Annotated in this window: 18 protein-coding genes; 4 read left to right on the top strand and 14 right to left on the bottom strand. The window is 64.0% G+C overall.

Annotated elements, in window-relative coordinates:
* Positions 1–105 precede the first annotated feature (105 nt).
* Both ACTEK7_RS20590 and ACTEK7_RS20585 read left to right on the top strand, forming a co-directional pair.
* Complete coding sequence (locus ACTEK7_RS20590; RefSeq protein ID WP_225146824.1) at positions 106–954, top strand: SDR family oxidoreductase; 849 nt, start codon at positions 106–108, stop codon at positions 952–954.
* Between the two features lie 122 nt (positions 955–1,076).
* Positions 1,077–2,345, top strand: coding sequence for a serine hydrolase domain-containing protein (locus tag ACTEK7_RS20585; RefSeq protein ID WP_225146823.1), 1,269 nt, complete (start codon positions 1,077–1,079; stop codon positions 2,343–2,345).
* A 55-nt stretch (positions 2,346–2,400) separates the two neighbouring features.
* On the opposite strand, the gene ACTEK7_RS20580 is transcribed toward ACTEK7_RS20585, so the two are convergent.
* The gene (locus ACTEK7_RS20580) at positions 2,401–3,288 is read right to left on the bottom strand and encodes a dienelactone hydrolase family protein (RefSeq protein ID WP_225146822.1); all 888 of its coding nucleotides are present in this window, start codon (positions 3,286–3,288) and stop codon (positions 2,401–2,403) included.
* A 616-nt stretch (positions 3,289–3,904) separates the two neighbouring features.
* Between ACTEK7_RS20580 and ACTEK7_RS20575 the strand changes: the two genes are divergently transcribed.
* Positions 3,905–4,483, top strand: coding sequence for a MarR family winged helix-turn-helix transcriptional regulator (locus tag ACTEK7_RS20575; RefSeq protein ID WP_036007089.1), 579 nt, complete (start codon positions 3,905–3,907; stop codon positions 4,481–4,483).
* 12 nt (positions 4,484–4,495) lie between these two features.
* Here the strand turns inward: ACTEK7_RS20575 and ACTEK7_RS20570 are convergent, their stop codons facing one another.
* Positions 4,496–5,452: a hypothetical protein gene (locus ACTEK7_RS20570; protein ID WP_225146821.1), complete on the bottom strand. Its 957-nt coding sequence runs from the start codon at positions 5,450–5,452 to the stop codon at positions 4,496–4,498.
* An 820-nt stretch (positions 5,453–6,272) separates the two neighbouring features.
* Here ACTEK7_RS20570 and ACTEK7_RS20565 point away from each other — a divergent pair.
* The gene (locus ACTEK7_RS20565) at positions 6,273–7,043 is read left to right on the top strand and encodes a response regulator transcription factor (protein ID WP_192893304.1); all 771 of its coding nucleotides are present in this window, start codon (positions 6,273–6,275) and stop codon (positions 7,041–7,043) included.
* A gap of 233 nt (positions 7,044–7,276) precedes the next feature.
* On the opposite strand, the gene ACTEK7_RS20560 is transcribed toward ACTEK7_RS20565, so the two are convergent.
* The 12 genes from ACTEK7_RS20560 to flgK form a co-directional block, all read right to left on the bottom strand.
* Positions 7,277–7,735, bottom strand: a complete 459-nt coding sequence (locus ACTEK7_RS20560; protein ID WP_225146820.1) for a hypothetical protein — start codon at positions 7,733–7,735, stop codon at positions 7,277–7,279.
* Positions 7,732–8,244: a flagellar biosynthesis protein FlgN gene (locus tag ACTEK7_RS20555; RefSeq protein ID WP_225146819.1), complete on the bottom strand. Its 513-nt coding sequence runs from the start codon at positions 8,242–8,244 to the stop codon at positions 7,732–7,734. Before ACTEK7_RS20555 ends, ACTEK7_RS20560 begins: the two co-directional genes overlap by 4 nt.
* A 39-nt stretch (positions 8,245–8,283) precedes the next feature.
* The gene (locus ACTEK7_RS20550; protein WP_225146818.1) at positions 8,284–8,763 is read right to left on the bottom strand and encodes a rod-binding protein; all 480 of its coding nucleotides are present in this window, start codon (positions 8,761–8,763) and stop codon (positions 8,284–8,286) included.
* Complete coding sequence (locus tag ACTEK7_RS20545) at positions 8,760–9,179, bottom strand: hypothetical protein (RefSeq protein WP_036007058.1); 420 nt, start codon at positions 9,177–9,179, stop codon at positions 8,760–8,762. Before ACTEK7_RS20545 ends, ACTEK7_RS20550 begins: the two co-directional genes overlap by 4 nt.
* 7 nt (positions 9,180–9,186) lie before the next feature.
* The gene (gene fliR / locus ACTEK7_RS20540; protein WP_036007054.1) at positions 9,187–9,939 is read right to left on the bottom strand and encodes a flagellar biosynthesis protein FliR; all 753 of its coding nucleotides are present in this window, start codon (positions 9,937–9,939) and stop codon (positions 9,187–9,189) included.
* Positions 9,936–12,017 carry a flagellar biosynthesis protein FlhA gene (gene flhA, locus ACTEK7_RS20535; protein WP_225146817.1) on the bottom strand — a complete coding sequence of 694 codons (2,082 nt, stop codon included), beginning with the start codon at positions 12,015–12,017 and terminating at the stop codon, positions 9,936–9,938. Before flhA ends, fliR begins: the two co-directional genes overlap by 4 nt.
* Before the next feature lie 75 nt (positions 12,018–12,092).
* Positions 12,093–12,359, bottom strand: coding sequence for a flagellar biosynthesis protein FliQ (fliQ, locus tag ACTEK7_RS20530; protein WP_025034323.1), 267 nt, complete (start codon positions 12,357–12,359; stop codon positions 12,093–12,095).
* Positions 12,356–12,775, bottom strand: a complete 420-nt coding sequence (flgD, locus tag ACTEK7_RS20525) for a flagellar hook assembly protein FlgD (RefSeq protein WP_036007048.1) — start codon at positions 12,773–12,775, stop codon at positions 12,356–12,358. Before flgD ends, fliQ begins: the two co-directional genes overlap by 4 nt.
* A 15-nt stretch (positions 12,776–12,790) precedes the next feature.
* Positions 12,791–13,201, bottom strand: coding sequence for a flagellar biosynthesis repressor FlbT (gene flbT, locus ACTEK7_RS20520; RefSeq protein WP_036007045.1), 411 nt, complete (start codon positions 13,199–13,201; stop codon positions 12,791–12,793).
* Positions 13,201–13,545 carry a flagellar biosynthesis regulator FlaF gene (gene flaF / locus ACTEK7_RS20515; RefSeq protein ID WP_036007043.1) on the bottom strand — a complete coding sequence of 115 codons (345 nt, stop codon included), beginning with the start codon at positions 13,543–13,545 and terminating at the stop codon, positions 13,201–13,203. Before flaF ends, flbT begins: the two co-directional genes overlap by 1 nt.
* Before the next feature lie 68 nt (positions 13,546–13,613).
* Positions 13,614–14,660, bottom strand: a complete 1,047-nt coding sequence (locus ACTEK7_RS20510) for a flagellar hook-associated family protein (protein WP_225146816.1) — start codon at positions 14,658–14,660, stop codon at positions 13,614–13,616.
* A 3-nt stretch (positions 14,661–14,663) separates the two neighbouring features.
* The gene (gene flgK, locus ACTEK7_RS20505) at positions 14,664–16,139 is read right to left on the bottom strand and encodes a flagellar hook-associated protein FlgK (RefSeq protein WP_057030131.1); all 1,476 of its coding nucleotides are present in this window, start codon (positions 16,137–16,139) and stop codon (positions 14,664–14,666) included.
* Positions 16,140–16,171: the final 32 nt, after the last annotated feature.

Raw genomic sequence — 16,171 nt, 5'->3', positions numbered from 1 at the left:
ACAGACGAGTAAAATCGCAATATCTTTTGCCGGACCCAAAAATCTCTTATGAGCGAACGGTGCGCGACGGCGCGAACGGGAACTTTCGACCTGCACGGGAGACGCATGCGGCTCTTCATCCTCGGCCTCGGCTACAGCGCCCGGCATTTCGTCCGCAAGCACGGCCGCAGCTTCTCGCATGTCGCCGGCACCGTGCGCGATCCCGCGCAGCGGAATGACCTCGCCGGGATCGAGGTGCATCCGTTTTCCGGCAGCCTTCCGTCGCCCGAGACGGTTGAACGGGTTCGCGACGCCGACGTCCTCCTGGTGTCGATTCCGCCCGGCAGCGGCGGCGATCCCGCGCTCGCAGCCTTCGCGGACGTGCTGACAGGGCGGAAACGCAAGGCCATCTATCTCTCCACCATCGGGGTGTACGGCGATCACGCAGGCAGCTGGGTCGACGAGAGCACGCCGCCGCAGGCCATCCTCGACCGCACGCGCATGCGGATCGCGGCGGAGCAGGCCTGGACGGATGCGACGGACGGCGATGCCGCGATCCTGCGGCTTGCGGGCATCTACGGTCCCGGCCGCAACGCGCTGGCGACACTGCGCGCGGGAACGGCGAGGCGCATCATCAAGCCGGGACAGGTGTTCAACCGCATCCACGTCGATGACATCGCGAGCGCGATCATCGCCGCTCTTCGTCACCAGGGCGGCGGCGTTTGGAACGTCTGCGACGATGAGCCGGCGCCGCCGCAGGACGTGATCGGCTATGCCGCGCAGCTGATGGGCGTGGCGCCGCCGCCGGAAGAAGCGTTCGTCACCGCCGAGATGTCGGCGATGGCGCGCAGCTTCTATGCCAGCAGCGCCCGCGTCTCCAACGAGAAACTGAAGCGCGAGCTCGGCGTCACGCTGGCCTGCCCCACCTATCGGCACGGCCTCGACGCTCTCTGGCGCGCAGGCGAAGGACGTTAGGGTTCCTGCGCTCCGATGCGTCCCAGACATGCCGCCCCCACGCTTGACTTCGTCCCTGTGCGGTCATGATCTAGGCATCGAGCGAGCCACCGCACAACGAGTTCGCGTCTTGGGAGAATGCAATGAATAAGACGATCGCCATGATCGCGGCAACGATTGCTGTCGTCACGCTCGGCGCCGCGCGCGCTGCGCCGCTGCCCGAAGCCAATCCCGACGATGTCGGATTTTCGAAGCAAGGCCTTGCACGCCTCGATAATTTCTTCGCGCGCGAGATCGCGGCCAAGCGCGTTCCCGGCGCAGTGGTCGCCATCGCGCGCGACGGCAAGCTCGTCCACTACAAGGCCTATGGCCTGCTCGATCCGGCCAAGGGTACGCCGATGCCGCTCGATGCGATCTTCGCGCTGGCCTCGATGACCAAGCCGATGGCAGCGGTCGCCGGCCTGACGCTGATGGAGCAGGGACGGCTGCCGCTCCAGGCCAAGCTGTCCGAATACTACCCGGGCTTCGCCGACATGAAGGTCGGCGTGCCTCAGGCGGATGGATCACTCAAGCTCGAACCGCAGGCCTCGCCGATCTTCATCCACGATCTCTACCGGCATACGTCGGGGCTGATATATGGCGGCCGCCCCGACTCATCGAGCCCGGTGGCGCGGCAATATCCCGATGGCATTGCGCCGGCGATCGAAGGCGACACCCAGGCTTTCATCGATCGCATCACCAAGCTGCCGCTGGCGCAGCAGCCCTCGACCGCGTTCGAATACGGCTTTTCGATCGATGTGCTCGGCGCTGTCGTCGAGAAGGTGAGCGAGCAGAAGCTTGGCGACTATCTCGCTGCCAATGTCTGGCAGCCGCTCGGCATGAAGGATGCGACTTTCCATCCGACCGAGGCGCAGCGCCCGCGCCTCGCCCGCCCCTTCCCGAACGATCCGCTGACGGGCAAGCCGCAGGCCATCAAGCTCCTGGACACTCCAACCAAGTTCGACTGCGGCGGCGCCTGCTCCTTCGCGACGGTCGGCGACTACATCCGCTTCGGACAGATGTTGCTCAACGGCGGCGAGCTCGATGGGCAGCGCATTCTCGGTCCGAAGACCGTCCGTCACATGACGGCGAACCATCTCGGCCCCGAGATCAAGAACAACGTCGCCAATGTCGAGCCGCATCGCGGCGGCTTCGGCTTCGGCCTTTCGGTGGCGGTCCGGACCAGCGAAGGATTGTCGTCGGTCCCCGGCAATCCGGGCGAGTTCACCTGGAACGGAGCCTACGGGACGCAGTTCTTCTGCGATCCCAAGGAGCGTCTCGTCGTCGTGGTGGGAACGGCGGCACCGGGTGAGCTCAGGAAGTATTATCGCGAGCAGGTCCAGGACATCGTCTACGGCGCGATGACGAAGTGAGACCGTCACATGAAAGAGAAAGGGCGGCCACTTGGGCCGCCCTCTTGATTGACCGTCAGCTCAACACGCCGTGTTTCCTAAACCAGGCCTCTGCCTGCTTCCAGGCATCTTCCGCGGCGTCCTTGCGGTAGCTGCCGCGATAGTCGGCATGGAAGCCGTGCGGCGCTTCGGGGTAGATCTTGAAGTCGGCCGTCTTCTTGCTCTGCTCGAGCGCGGCCTTCATCTGCTCGACCTGCGCGACGGGAATGCCGGTATCGGCGCCACCATAGAGGCCGAGCACCGGCGCCTTCATCTCGGGCGCGAGCTGCAGCGGGCTCTTCGGCCACAACGGGTTGGCTGGATCGACCAAGGTCCCGTAGAAGGCAACGCCCGCCTTGAGCGCACCGCTGTGGGCGGCATATTCCCAGACCGTGCGGCCACCCCGGCAGAAGCCGATGATGCCGAGCCTCGTCGTGTCGCCGCCTTGCGATCCTGCCCAGGCCACCGTCGCGTCCAGATCAGACAACAGCTCCGCGTCCGGCTTCGCATTCACCACCGGCAGCAGCTCCCTGATATCCGTGACCTTGGTCAGGTCGATGCCCTTGCGGAAATAATAGTCGGGCGCCACTGCGAACGCGCCGAGCTTGGCGAGGCGTCGCGTCACGTCCCGGATGTATTCGTGCAGTCCGAAGATCTCCATCGCCACGATGATCACCGGCGCCTTGGTGTTGCCGGCCGGGCGGGCGAAATAGGCGGGCATGTCCTCGGCGCCGACCTTGATCTTGGCATCGCCGGCCTGGAGGCCGCTTGTGTCCGTCGTGACGATGTCGGCCCGGACCGGACCGGCCGCGAGCGTGTAGCCAGCGGCGACGGCCGCGGTGGCGCTCATGAATCCGCGGCGCGAGAGCGGGGCGACTTTCGTCAGTCCAACGACGTCGGATGTCATGGTGGTTTCAAAGCTCATCGATCTTCCCATTCCTGATTCCCATGCTGATGCCCCTCGGGCGCCGCATTCGCCAGTAATTGCCAGATAAACGCAAGTCACCAGCCTGCGAGCACGCGGCTCACCACTTCATCCCTTCGTTAGCGAGCGCCGGTGTCCGCCGCCCGCCGGAGAGTGGGCCGTGTGCCGGACTTAACCGTCTGGCTGCACTGCACCGCAACATCCATTAACCGAAAGGAATGGTTCTTTGCCTGCCGGCCAGGCCGCTTGGCCTTGCGCAGAATGCGCCTGAGCGCAGACCCGACAGGCTCTGCCGCAACAAATAGCAATCGCAGCGACGATGGTGACACATCATGCTGCTTGCGCATCGCTCATCATCACCAAATCACGTGCGAACCGCCGTCATTTGATTGAAATTTTCGGAGGATCTTGGCCGCGCGATTTACCCGGTCTTTCTTTGTGACACCCTAGTTCCACGGCCGGAAGTTCCATCTTCGGAAACGCAGAGGCTTCTTCCCGCGACGCGCGATGCTCGCCCGCAACGGACGGCGGAGCGCGAGCGGGTCTCATTCTCGTCCGCCCCGATTGCGCTACCCGAGGCCCAATTGAATAAACGTTTATGCGACCTGGAACTGAAATGAATTTGGCTCGTGAATCGATTGAACTGTTGGAGCAGGCCGCACGCATCCTGTGGTTCGAAGGCACCAAGCACGGTTTGCGCGACCGCGAATGGATGGCGCTGCGCTTCCTCTCCCGCGCCAACCGATTTTCCCGAACCCCCTCGGCGCTGGCGAGCTACGTCGGCACCACGCGCGGCACCGCCTCGTTCATCATCGGCGAGCTCGAGCGGCTCGGTTATCTCGAGCGGAAGCGCTCGGCCACGGACAAGCGTTCGGTGACGTTGAGCGTGACCCAGCAGGGCAAGAAGTTCCTGGTGCGCGATCCCGTCAACGTCCTCATCGAAGCGATTGGCGTTCTGGACGACGAGGTCAAGATCCGCTTCCGCGACACGTTCCGGCACGTGCTGGACCACTCCGATGCCGCCGAGCAGCGGCACCACACCGACGTCTGCAAGCGGTGCATCTTCCTGCGGGAGGATCGCGCCAATACCGACAGCAAGACGACGGCCGAGTTCAGCTGCCGCCTGTTTCGCGCACCGATCGCCGAAGCGGAGGTCGATCTGCTGTGCACCAGCTTCGAGCATCACCGCCAATAAAAGGCGGCTCGTTCAGGGCGTTGCCTTGCGCGACGAATAGATGACGCCGCCGCTTGATTCCACCACCAGGCGCCCGTTCTCGTTCCTGATCTCTTCGATGCGGCCAAGACCGGGCACCTGTTGTCCCAGCACGGCTTCGATGACACCGTTCGGGCCCTGCAGGATCGCAATTCCCTCATAGGCCTGGCGGACCGACCAGCCCTTGATCGCCTTGCGCGGCGCCAATGCACGCTCGGGTGCAGGCACCGATCCCGTGAATTCGGGCGCGGCGACCGCGGCCATCATCGGCCCTTGCGCTGACACCGGCTGCGTCTGCACCGTCGCCGGCGCGGGAGCTTGGGCTTGGGCTTGCACCTGAGCGAGCTTGTCGAGCTTCACCGTAGACGACGAGCTCACCCGCTCGATCCGGTCGAGATTCTCGGCAAACCGGCCGAAGCGATCGTTCGTGACCTTGCTGGATTGATCGACCGCGGTCCGCAAGCCATCGAGGTTTTCAGACACGCCCGACACTTGCTTGCGCAGTTGCGCGACGGTCTCGCGCAGAATCCTGATCTCTGCATTGGCCGCAACGTTGTTTGGCGCGGGCTGGGTGGTGAGATAGGCGATCACGCCGGTGCAGGCGCAGACCACCAGCATGGCAGCGACCGCCAGAGTTGCGAGCGGCGCGACCCAGGTCGGACGGGGTGGCGGCGGCTTCGCCACGATCACGGCCGGCTTGATCACGACCGGCGCCGGCTTCGGGATCGCCATCTTGTCGAGGCGGGCCTTGGCACGAATCCGCTTCAAGCCGTCGAGTGCCTCCTTTGCGAGAGCCTCGTCGTTCGCCGCGGCCGATACGCGCTTTGCGCTCGCGGCAGGCTTGGTCGTCCGCGCCGCGTTGTCCATTGTATCGCTCGCCTCCAGCGCCGGCTTCGCCGCCGCGGAAGCATCCGCGGTCGCGTTGGGGCGAGCTTGTCCATCGGACAACATATGAAAATGCTCCGTTCGGTTTCGGTCTGTCGAGCGACGACGTTACTTGCCGAAGCTTGCCTGAAACGTGTGCGTCGAAACCCCTTCATCGCGCGCGATGCGACGTCGCATGAGTCGATCGCGCCATACACGTGGCGATAGTGCGACTCGAAAGACACACACTCGCCAAGATTTCATCAAGCTGGAGTCGCGGCGCAGACGTGAGTCGAACTGCCGCATCTCGGAAAGCGAGTTCCAGAGTCAATCCGGGGTTGAAAACCCATCAATGTGCGCACTCGGGAGCACCGCCCGAAATAGCTGTAATTGTACGGGGATGCGGAACTATACAACCAGCACGGTGCAGAACTAGTTTGGTAACAAAATCAACTGATGCGTTTGGATACATCAAGAAACAACCCGAAACGAATCAACAGCATCAAGCGCATTTAGCAATCGCTTTCTTCCGCACGCTTGATCGGAAAACGGCAATCGCTACGGTTCTACTCAAGTGATTCTCGCCAGTTGGCGAGGAGATCGACACGGTTCAGCAGTGTTCGGACGCGATGAGCAACTTGGCGCAACTGTTCTAGGTCGTTTCTCAATCTGCTCCGCGAGGTGATCAGTAAGACACCCGCCGAGCCTCACGCAGTAAGCGTTTCAGTATCGAGTTGAAGTAACAGGCCTGCGAGACGCAGGCACTGAACGCGTAGGGCTGCCCGCGAATATCGAAACCACAACAACGGTTCGCGGGATGGAATGTCGTCAAACAGCATCGTTGCCGAGCCGGAGCATCACAACAACCAACCGGCCGCAACAAGTGCGAAACAGGGGCGAAAGACTGATGTATATTATCGTTGATGATCGTGAGAGCGTCGCGAACAGCTATGTCGGAGGGCTCGTTCGCGAAGGCGTATCGTCGATCGGGTTCTCCTCCGGAGAATTCTGGGACTGGCTGCAATCTGCGAGCGAGTCCGATCTGGCGGCGGTGGACGCTTTTCTCCTCGGCGATTGCGATGCCCGCGGAAGCCTGCCGCGGGCGATGCGCAAGCGCTCCTCGGCTCCCATCATTGCCATGAGCGGCCAGAAGATGCTCAAGAACACGCTGGAGCTGTTCGAATCGGGCGTGGACGACGTCGTGCACGTGCCGATCCACCTGCGCGAGATCCTGGCACGAACGGCCGCGATCGCGCGCCGCCGGGTGGGCGAGCTGCCGAGGCCCTGCGAGAGCAGGATCCAGGTCTTCTTCAACGGCCGTGATCCCGAAATCGCGGGCCACGCCCTCACCCTGCCCCGCCGCGAACTGCGCATTCTCGAATATATGGTGGCCAATCACGGCAAGTGGATCACCAAGACGCAGATCTTCAATGCGGTCTACGGCATCTTCGAGTCCACTTTCGACGAGAGCGTGATCGAGAGCCACGTCAGCAAGCTGCGCAAGAAGCTCCGCGACCGCCTCGGCTTCGACGCGATCGTGGCAAGGCGTTACGTCGGCTACCGCCTCAACATCCCGGCGGGCGAAACTCTCGACGAGCCGGTGCAGGAGCTCGAGGACGTCGGCATCCTCTTGAACCGGGCGCAGGCCGCCCCCGCGGCATACCCGGCCGGCAACTGACAGGGCAGGACAGCGCCACGAACCGGCAACGGCCTCTGCGAAGCAGCTTCGCGGAGGCCGTTACACTTTTGGCAGCGAACTGAGCGCACGCCTCGTCCTTCGAGACGGCGCTGACGCGCCTCCTCAGGATGAGGCTAATCGGCCGCGGTGCGCGCTGAGACTGGCGCCGCGCATTCCGTCCTCATCCTGAGGAGCCGCGTAGCGGCCTCTCGAAGGATGGCCGCAGAAAAGAGCTACGGCTTCTGCTGAAATTCCTCCTTGGAGACGTAGTTGAAGTCCTCGACCAGGACGTCCTGGACGATGTCACCCTGCATCCGTTCGTTGACGCGCTGCTTGATGGCCGTCGTCAGGATGGCGAGGTCGTAACGGGCAAGCTTCCTGAAGTCGAGACGATCGTCGGCGTAGATCCTGCGGAAGGCCTCGTCGACGACGAACGGCTCCGGCGGGACGTTCAGCTGGTGCATGGTCCGCGCCTCCATGGTGTAGACGAAGCGCGCGACGATGTAGCCCTGGACATTGCCGTTCTCGACCATCGGCACGCTCAGCGCCCGCGTCTTCTGATATTGCAGCCCTTCGAGATATTCGTCCTTCGCCGGCAGCAGGCTGCCCTTCTCCTTCCAATAGGCAACGGCATAGCTCGTGCCTGCCGTGAGGATGCATACCCAAAGCCCGGCCAGCACCAGCCTGATCATTTTCCGTCCTGCGCCGTGCGACCGGTATAGGTGCCGTCGGACTCGGCGTCCTTGACCGCCTTGACGATGATGCCCGCGACTTCGCGGACCGCGTCGTAGTGCATTTCCAGAATGGAGCGATTCCGCTCGAGCTTCTCGCGCAGCCGCTGAATCTCCTCGGTGATCTCGACTTCGCCGCCGAGGTGCATCCGCGCCCGCATCAGGCGGACGAACTCGAGCATGCTCCGGCTCTTCCGCGCGCTGAAATCGTCGAAATCGATCTTCTGGCCGGTCGCGAGTGCGGTCGTCTCCTCCTCGACGATAGTCGCAAGCCGGCGGATTGCGGCCAGCAGGCCACGCATTTCGTCCGATCTCACCGTGTCCGCGGCGTCGACCCTTGCCTCGTCACCCCCGATCGGCAGCAGCACGGGCAGCAGCGCATCGCTCGCTGCGGCTTCCGTCGTCACCATCTCGGTGTCCGCGACCGCCTGGTCCATCGCCACGGCCACCGCGCCTTCTTGTGCCTGCATTGGAAATTCACCTCTCAACTTCTGTCACCCATTCGCGGATCATGATTTGGCCTTCGCAGCGTCCGGTCCAGCCTGATGCGCGGCGGCGAGCTGCCGGGCGATGCCGACACCGTTGCCCTTTGCCAGCTGGCTGCCGAGCTGCTCTGCAAGCATCGACTTCCAGACGCCGCCAGCCGTGCCCTTGCCGAAGACCTCCTCCGACTCCTTCGGCAACATCGTCTCGACGAAGGTCTGGAGGATGAAGGCTTCGAACTTCCGGTAAACCTCGCCGGATGCCGGCGCCTTGATCACCTGCACCGGCGCGCCATTCACGGCACCCGACTGCGCTTCCGCGACTTTCGCCGCGGCTTGATCGGCGGTCGCCGCTTTGGCCTTGCCGACTTCCGCCTCCATCGTGGCGGCGAAATCGGCGTCCGACGATTTCAGCGCGTCGAGCTTCGCGGTCGCGGCGCGCTGCGTCGCGGGGTCCGCGGCTTCGAGGACGTCGAGGACGAGGTCGGGCGTCGCTGTCACGATCATGTCTTGTTCCGGTTGGCTGGCTGTGGCGTCCAGGCGTGCACGGTAAGGCTCGTTCCCGTCATGTCCTCGAGCGAGCGCTTCTCGGCATCGCGGAGCTTGTCTGCGAGTGCGGCCTTGGCGACCTCCTCCAGCTGTTTCACGCGGCGGGTCTCCCGGCGAACCTGGTCGAGCTGCTGCGCGGCCTGCGCCTGCACCGCACGGGCGCCGACGCTCGCCCTGTTGAGACGCCGCGCGATCGATTCGTTCGACGATCCCGCCGGCGGCTTTCCATCGTTCAAGGCTCCGACCAGCCATTCCTGCTCGTCCTGCAGGCTGCGCTCCTGCTGCCGCAATTGCGCGAGCTGCCATTCGGACAGCCGGAGCTGCAGCTTCACCAGCGAGACCATCCGGCCGAGCTTGTCCGCGCGCGATGTCATGACCCGGTCACTCCGCCAGCCACGACGACACGCCCAGCATGAACTGCGTCAGCAGCTCGTCGCTGGTGAGGTAGAGCAGCAGGAAGCCGCCGAACAGCACGAAGGGCACCGAGATGAAATAGACCGGAATGGCCGGCGTCAGCTTGTTGATCAGGCCGACCGCCAGGTTGACGATGACCGAATAGACGATGAAAGGGCTCGAGATCCGCAGCGTCAGCACGAACGCTTCCGAAAGGCGGCCGACGAGCAGCTCGAGCGCGACGCTGCCGCCCAGCCTGCTGCCGGGCTTCCAGACGTCGTAGGAGTTCATCAGCCCCCGCAGCACCTGCCAGTGCTGGTCGGTCATGAAGAACAGCGTGGTGACGGCCGCCATGATCAGCGGCACCAGGGCCGGCGCCGGATCGGTGTCGGCGATCGGTGTGCCCGGGATGTTGCTCAGCCCGATCGCGCTCGCCATCATGGTCGCCATGGTCTGGAGGGCGAGGAAGAACACGCGCCCGCCGAGCCCGATGACGCTGCCGACCACGAGCTCGGAGCAGATCAGGAGCGCGAGCGTCAGGGGAGCCGCGTTGTCCGTGAGCGGCTTCAGGACGGCAATCAGGATCGGCGTCAGTGCAAACGTCGTGACCAGTGCGACGAACAGGCGCACCTGGGGCGGAACGTTGACGCTGGAATAGCCGGGCACCAGCATCAGGCAGGCGCCGATGCGGCAAAACACGATGAACGTCACCAGCACGCTGTCGGCGAGCCCTGAGATCACGATATGGCTCCGAGCGCCCTGATCTCGGCGCTGCGCGCGACTTCGACATGCGACAGGATCGGCAAAGTCGGGAACACCCGCTCCAGGATCATCCGGACATAGGGGCGCGCTTCCGGCGTCACTGCCAGCACCACGCTGGTGCCGCTGTCGGTGAATTTCCGGATCGCGGCGCTGGCTTCGGTCGCGAACTGCTCGATCAGGCGCGGGTCTGCGTCGAACTCGACGACGTCCCCCTTGGCATCGCGCTTCAGGCTCTGGTGGAAAGCGAGGTCCCAGCGGTTACCGAGACGAACCACGTTGAGCACGCCATTGTCGGAGAGATCGCCGCAGATCTGCTGGGCGAGCCGGGTCCGAACGTGCTCCGCCACCTGCTCGGAGCGCCGCACATGGGGCGCGATCTCGGCGATCGCCTCGAGGATCAGGTGAAGATTGCGAATGGAGACTCGCTCGGCAAGCAGGATCTTCAGGATCGCCAGCAGGCCCGAATAGGAGATCTGCGACGGGCAGAGATCCTCGACCAGGCGCTTGTATTCGGGATCGAGCCGGTCGAGCAGGGCACGCATGTCCTTGTAGGACAGCAGCTGGGCAAGGTTCGCCCTGATCACTTCGCTCAAATGCGTGAGCAGCACCGACAGATTGTCGACCGGCTTGCAGCCCTGCCGCTTGACTTCGTCGGTGAAGGCTTCCGTCACCCACAGCGCCTTCATGCCGAACGCAGGCTCGATCACCTCGTCGCCCGGCACGTCGGGCTTGCCGTCCTTGTCGACCAGCACCAGCACCTCGCCGAGCCTGAGCTCGCCATGGGCAACGCGCGTGTCGTGAATCCTTATCTGGTAGCTCTTAGGATCGATCGACAGATTGTCCGTGAGCTTGATCTCGGGAATGACGAAGCCGTACTGCTTGGCGAATTTCTTGCGGATCTTGGCCACGCGGTGGGCAAGCTCGGTGCGCGAGCCCAACAGATGGATTGAAAGGTGGCCGCCGAGCGCCAGCTCGATCTCGGCGGTCTTGAGCTGCTCCTTGACGGACTCCTTGGCCTCAGCCTGCGCGCGCTCGTCGGCCTTGCGGGCCTCCTCCTTCTGCTTCAGCGCAGCTTGCCGCTTCGGCAACGAATAGCCGACGAAGGCCATGACACCCCCAAGCAGCACAAACGGCGCCATCGGCAGTCCCGGCATCAAAGCGAGCACGAACATCATCAGCGCGGCGGCCGACACCGCGCGCGGATAGCCGCCGAGCTGCCGCAGCACCGCCTGCTCCGCCGAGCCCGTGGTGCCGCCCTTGGAGACCAGGAGGCCCGCCGACAGCGACACGATCAGCGCCGGCATCTGCGACACCAGACCATCGCCGACGGAGAGCTTGGTGTAGACGTCGGCCGCGCGGGACAGAGTCAATCCGTGATGGGTGACGCCGATGACGATGCCGCCGAAGATGTTGATCGCGGTGATGATGAGACCGGCAATGGCGTCGCCACGGACGAATTTCGAGGCGCCGTCCATGGCGCCGAAGAACGCGCTCTCCTCTTCGAGCTCGCGGCGCCGTCGCTGCGCTTCCTTGTCGTCGATCAAGCCGGCGGACAGGTCCGCATCGATCGCCATCTGCTTGCCCGGGATGGCGTCCAGGGTGAAACGGGCGCCGACTTCGGCGATACGCGTCGCGCCCTTGGTGATCACGACGAAATTCACCGTCACCAGGATCGCGAAGATGATGAGGCCGATGACGAAGTCGCCGCCCATGACAAATTTCGAGAAGCCGGCAACGACGTGACCGGCCGCATGTTCACCCTCCCCGCCCCGTGACAGGATCAGGCGCGTCGTCGCGATGTTCAGCGCGAGGCGCAGGATCGTCGCGATCAGCAGCACGGTCGGGAAGGCCGAAAAGTCGAGCGGGCGCTGAATCCACAGCGCCACCATCAGGATCAGGGCCGACAACGCGATCGAGAACGCGAGGCCGAGGTCGATCAGGATCGGAGGAATCGGCAGGAACAGGATCGTGAGCATGGTCACGATGCCGGCGGCAAAGAAGGCATCCGTTCCGAGGCGACGCGGATTGGGGGGGCTAGCAGCTAACGTATCGGCCATGGGTCACCGGCAGAGGGGTCCGGTCGCAATCTGCCGCGCAAAGCTTACGCGGGGATGGTGCCGGGGCCGTCCGGATCAGAAGCCGCGCTCGATCCTGGAATAGACCATCTCAGTGAAGGTCGACAGATGCGCGCCGATGAAGGAGCCGGAGACGGCAACGACCAGGAGAATGACAATGATCTTCGGAACGAAGGTCAGCGTCACCTCCTGGATCTGGGTCAGCGCCTGGATCAGCGCGATGACGGTGCCGACCAGCATGGCAGCGCCGACCGCGGGCCCGGAGGCGACGATGATGGTCCAGATCGCCGCCTGGACGATATCGAGGGCGTCCCGCTCGTTCATGACTGGCTGATCGTGAGGCCCGGTCCGACCGCGACCTTGGTGCCGTCCTGAAGCGTCGCGATGGAGCCGTCGCTGTTGATGGAGACCGAGACGACCTTGCCGCTAAAGGTCGCGCCGGTCGAGTCGGTGAAGCTGACCGTCTTCCCGATCAGCCCGTTGGCCTGCGACAAGGACTGCGAGGACAGCAGCGCGTCCAGCTTCGCATTCGTCTGCATCGCCTGCTCGACCGTCGAGAGCTGGGCGAACTGGCTCATATACTGCGCGGTGTCCATGGGATTGGTCGGATCCTGGTTCTTCATCTGGGCGATGAGGAGCTGGAGAAACGTGTTGTAGTCCACGCTGTTGCTCGACGTCGTCGAGTTGGTGTCGGTCGAACTGGATCTGCTGGTGCTGTCGGTCGCGCTGGTGACGTTCATCTTGTCTCTCCGCTGTCAGGCAGCTTCGACTGGGGAAACGGCGGCGGCGCCGGCCAGGATGGCCTGCTCCACCGGAAACAACGCGCGAATCCGCTTGAGCGCCTCGAAATAGCGGGTCGCCCCAACCAGTTCGTGGATCGCGCCGAGCCCATCGAGCATCTCGCGGTTCTCGCAAACGGCACACAGGGCCGCGTGATGCTGGGCGTAGAGCGCCGCAGCGTCGCGAACGTCGGTCGGGTTCATCAGCATGAGCTGGACGATGAAATAGAGCTGCCGCAGGGCCGTGGTGGCGTCGGACGCCTGCATGACCTGCCCTTCGAGCAGGAACATCACGTCGTTGACGAGCTCGACGGAGACCTTGCGGTCGACGCGGAGCACCGCGCCGTTGATGTAGACCCGTTCGCCCGCGCGCAAGGAGATCTTCATTAAAGCGCGTCTCGGATCAGGCGGTTGATTTCGATGAGCTGCACCACGTCGCTGGACCGCTGCTCGCGGAGACGATCGGCTTCCTTGACCACCCACAGGCCGATCGAGATGATGTCGGCACGCAGCTTGTCCGGCAGGCCGTTGTCCGGGTGCGCGAGATCCTCGATGAAGATCGTCCACAGCCGCCGCACATAGAGCAGGCTCTCGACCTGATCCTCGGGGCTGAAACGTCCCTTCTGGATCCGCTCGAGCCGGTCGATGCCAAGGCTGAGTGCCTGCCGCTCACGGCTGCGCGCCTCATAGCCACTATCGTCAACGACCGCTTCATAGGCTTCAAACGTCATCAGGACCACTCTTCGCAGAAAACCGAACAACTGGACAAAGGTTACGAGCCTGACAGCGCAGCCTTGGCTCAGAGATAATTGATGAGGCTGATCTTCTGGAGCTGCGAGGTGAGCGCCAGTGCAGTCTGGATCTGCGCCTGCAGCGTATTGACCCGGACCGAGGCTTCGGTCGGATCGACCGCTTCCATTCCGACGATCTGATTGTTCAGAATGTCCTGCTGCGTCTTGAGCTTGGCGGTTGCGGTGGTGACCCGCTGCTGGACCGTGCCGACGCTGCCGCCGAGCGCAGCGAGATCGTTGATGGCGTTGCCGACGAGGCCGATGGCCTTGTCCACGACGACCTGGAACGTCTCCTGGCTCAGGTTCACATTCCCGAGATCGGCCATCATGGTGTAGGCCTCGGCGAGCCTGCGGAAGCCGATCTCGTTGGCGCTCACTGACGTGTCCGCGATCTCGGTGGTGGAGATTCGGCTTTGCATGGTCTGGTCAGTCGCCGACGACCAGTTGGTGTTCCAGGCCGGGCTCGCGAACTCGGCATCGAAGGTGGTGTCCAGGAAGGTCTGCATCTGGGCCGGCGTAATGGTGGCCACGGCGGGCGAGGATTGCGGGAAGCCGAAGGCCGCGAGAAAATCGGCATCGACCTGGTTCTTGCTGGCCGAGCCCGCGGCGTACGGCGTGATGGGCGCGTTCTGCGTGTTGATGCCCGAGAACAGCGACGAGCCGTTATAGGAGACATTCAACGCGCCGATCAGGTCCTGGAGATTGGAGGATGCAGGCGGCAGGATGACCCGCCCGCCGCCGTCGGTGCTGCGGGCCGCGATCAGATCCTTGAGGAAGTCGGTCGCGGTCTTGTTGAGCTGGGTGATCCTGTTCTGCGTCACGTCCAGGCGTCCCGAGACGAGACCGTTGGTGTCGACGAGCTGGTCGGCAAAGCTCCAGTCCGCCCGCAGCGTGAGGTCGCTTCCCGTCGTCGCACCGAGTTCCAGACCAACGTCGTAGAAGCGGCCGGTGGTCGCTTCGGTCGAGGCCTTGCTCAGCGCCGCCTGGTTGTTCGTGATCGAATACCTCAACGACGAGGACAGCATCAGGGTGGAAACGTAATTCGCGCTCATCATGGCTCAGTTCCCCACGGCGGCCAGCAGGCTCTGCAGCATTTCATCGACGGTCGAGATGATCTTCGACGAGGCCGAATAGGTTCGCTCGACCTGGAGCATCAAGGCCATTTCGTCGTCCATGTTGACGCCGTTGACGTTTGACAACGCCGTGATGCTGCGGTTGAGCAATGTGCTCTGGTACTCGGAGTTGGCGTCGGCGGTCTTGCGCTGGTTTTCGATCCAGCTCGCCGATGATGATGCGAAGTCGATCAGGCTGCCGCTCGGCTTGCCTTGCGTCGTTGCATCGAACGGCTGCGCGGCATCCATGCCGCCGATGAGCTGCTGCAGTCGGGCCGAATAGCCGCCGTTGCCGGCGGTGTTGTATTGGTAGGCGGGGTTGCCGCTGATCGCGCCGTCGCGTAGCAAATTCGGGTTGCCGCCCAGGCTCGGATCGACCGAGGCCGCGACCGAGATCGTGCCGGCGAGGCCCACCGAGACGGTCGCGCTCGCCGGCATCGCCGGCGCGCCCGGATAGGTGAAGAGACCGGGAACGTCGGGCAGCGCCGCGGCGGTCTGATCGCTTTCCCTGAACGTATTGATCAGGCCGCGCGCGATTTCGTCGAGCTGGCCCTGATAGGTGACGGTGTCCTGGTCGCGCAGCTGGGCGAGGCCTGCGAGCTTGCCCGACTTCAGCGGCATCACCGAATTGGCGCCGGTCACCGGGACCCCGTCGATGTAGACGGCGTTGCCCGTGGTGCCGGCGGTGTAGGCATTCGTCGGCGCAAAGCTCACCGTCCGCGCCGTCTTGTCGAACAGCACCACGCCGCTATCGGCGTAGAGCGCCGCGTCGCCGTTGGGGCGGATCGACATGTTGACGCCGACCTCCTGCGACAGCTGCGAGACGATGCTGTCGCGCTGATCGAGATAGTCGGTGATGTCGTCGCCGGAGATCGTGCCTTTCACGATCGCGGTGTTCACGGTCTCGAACCGGGAGAGCAACTGGTTGATATTCTGAACCGACGTCTTCATGTCGGCATCGGCGCTTTCGCGGACCGACTGCACGGTCCGGGTCGCCTGGTTGAGCGCGGTCGCCATGTCCTTGGCGGACGCGACGGCCGCCTGCGCCAGGGTGGCGTTGTCAGGGGCGTTGGCATATTTCTGCAACGCCTGCTTCAGCGCGTTGAGCTGCGCCGTCGGCGACTGGTCGAGCTCCGGATCGTCCACCGTCGCGGTGGCGATCTTCTGCAGGCCGTCATAGATCGCGGTCTGCTTGGCGGACGACGAGGTCGCGATCAGGACGTTGTTGTAGAGGCCCGAGCTGGCGGCGCGCTGGATCGCCGCGACATAGACGCCGGCGCCGGGCAGATTGTCCAGCACGGTGAGCTTGCGCGAATAGCCGGTGGCGCTGGCACCGGCGATGTTGCGCGAGATGACCGACGACTGAACGCTCGACGCCATGAGCGAGGAGCGAGCCGAGTTGAGAGCGGCGGTAAGCGACATGGCGTGCTCTTGCCCGAAACGAGCGCCGAGGA

The sequence above is a fragment of the Bradyrhizobium sp. JHI2711 genome (assembly GCF_056156565.1).
The sequence above is the reverse complement of the archived record's forward strand: the minus strand, read 5'-3'. Positions and strand labels throughout refer to the sequence as shown.

What these genes read in the sequence shown, in the direction of transcription:
- ACTEK7_RS20510 (WP_225146816.1), bottom strand. Translation starts at nt 14,660, where the DNA reads ATGATGAGCGCGAATTACGTTTCCACCCTGATGCTGTCCTCGTCGTTG.
- ACTEK7_RS20565 (WP_192893304.1), top strand. Translation starts at nt 6,273, where the DNA reads ATGTATATTATCGTTGATGATCGTGAGAGCGTCGCGAACAGCTATGTC.
- flaF (WP_036007043.1), bottom strand. Translation starts at nt 13,545, where the DNA reads ATGACGTTTGAAGCCTATGAAGCGGTCGTTGACGATAGTGGCTATGAG.
- ACTEK7_RS20555 (WP_225146819.1), bottom strand. Translation starts at nt 8,244, where the DNA reads ATGCAGGCACAAGAAGGCGCGGTGGCCGTGGCGATGGACCAGGCGGTC.
- fliQ (WP_025034323.1), bottom strand. Translation starts at nt 12,359, where the DNA reads ATGAACGAGCGGGACGCCCTCGATATCGTCCAGGCGGCGATCTGGACC.
- ACTEK7_RS20550 (WP_225146818.1), bottom strand. Translation starts at nt 8,763, where the DNA reads ATGATCGTGACAGCGACGCCCGACCTCGTCCTCGACGTCCTCGAAGCC.
- flgK (WP_057030131.1), bottom strand. Translation starts at nt 16,139, where the DNA reads ATGTCGCTTACCGCCGCTCTCAACTCGGCTCGCTCCTCGCTCATGGCG.
- flgD (WP_036007048.1), bottom strand. Translation starts at nt 12,775, where the DNA reads ATGAACGTCACCAGCGCGACCGACAGCACCAGCAGATCCAGTTCGACC.
- ACTEK7_RS20570 (WP_225146821.1), bottom strand. Translation starts at nt 5,452, where the DNA reads ATGTTGTCCGATGGACAAGCTCGCCCCAACGCGACCGCGGATGCTTCC.
- ACTEK7_RS20580 (WP_225146822.1), bottom strand. Translation starts at nt 3,288, where the DNA reads ATGAGCTTTGAAACCACCATGACATCCGACGTCGTTGGACTGACGAAA.
- ACTEK7_RS20590 (WP_225146824.1), top strand. Translation starts at nt 106, where the DNA reads ATGCGGCTCTTCATCCTCGGCCTCGGCTACAGCGCCCGGCATTTCGTC.
- ACTEK7_RS20585 (WP_225146823.1), top strand. Translation starts at nt 1,077, where the DNA reads ATGAATAAGACGATCGCCATGATCGCGGCAACGATTGCTGTCGTCACG.
- ACTEK7_RS20560 (WP_225146820.1), bottom strand. Translation starts at nt 7,735, where the DNA reads ATGATCAGGCTGGTGCTGGCCGGGCTTTGGGTATGCATCCTCACGGCA.
- flbT (WP_036007045.1), bottom strand. Translation starts at nt 13,201, where the DNA reads ATGAAGATCTCCTTGCGCGCGGGCGAACGGGTCTACATCAACGGCGCG.
- ACTEK7_RS20545 (WP_036007058.1), bottom strand. Translation starts at nt 9,179, where the DNA reads ATGACATCGCGCGCGGACAAGCTCGGCCGGATGGTCTCGCTGGTGAAG.
- ACTEK7_RS20575 (WP_036007089.1), top strand. Translation starts at nt 3,905, where the DNA reads ATGAATTTGGCTCGTGAATCGATTGAACTGTTGGAGCAGGCCGCACGC.
- flhA (WP_225146817.1), bottom strand. Translation starts at nt 12,017, where the DNA reads ATGGCCGATACGTTAGCTGCTAGCCCCCCCAATCCGCGTCGCCTCGGA.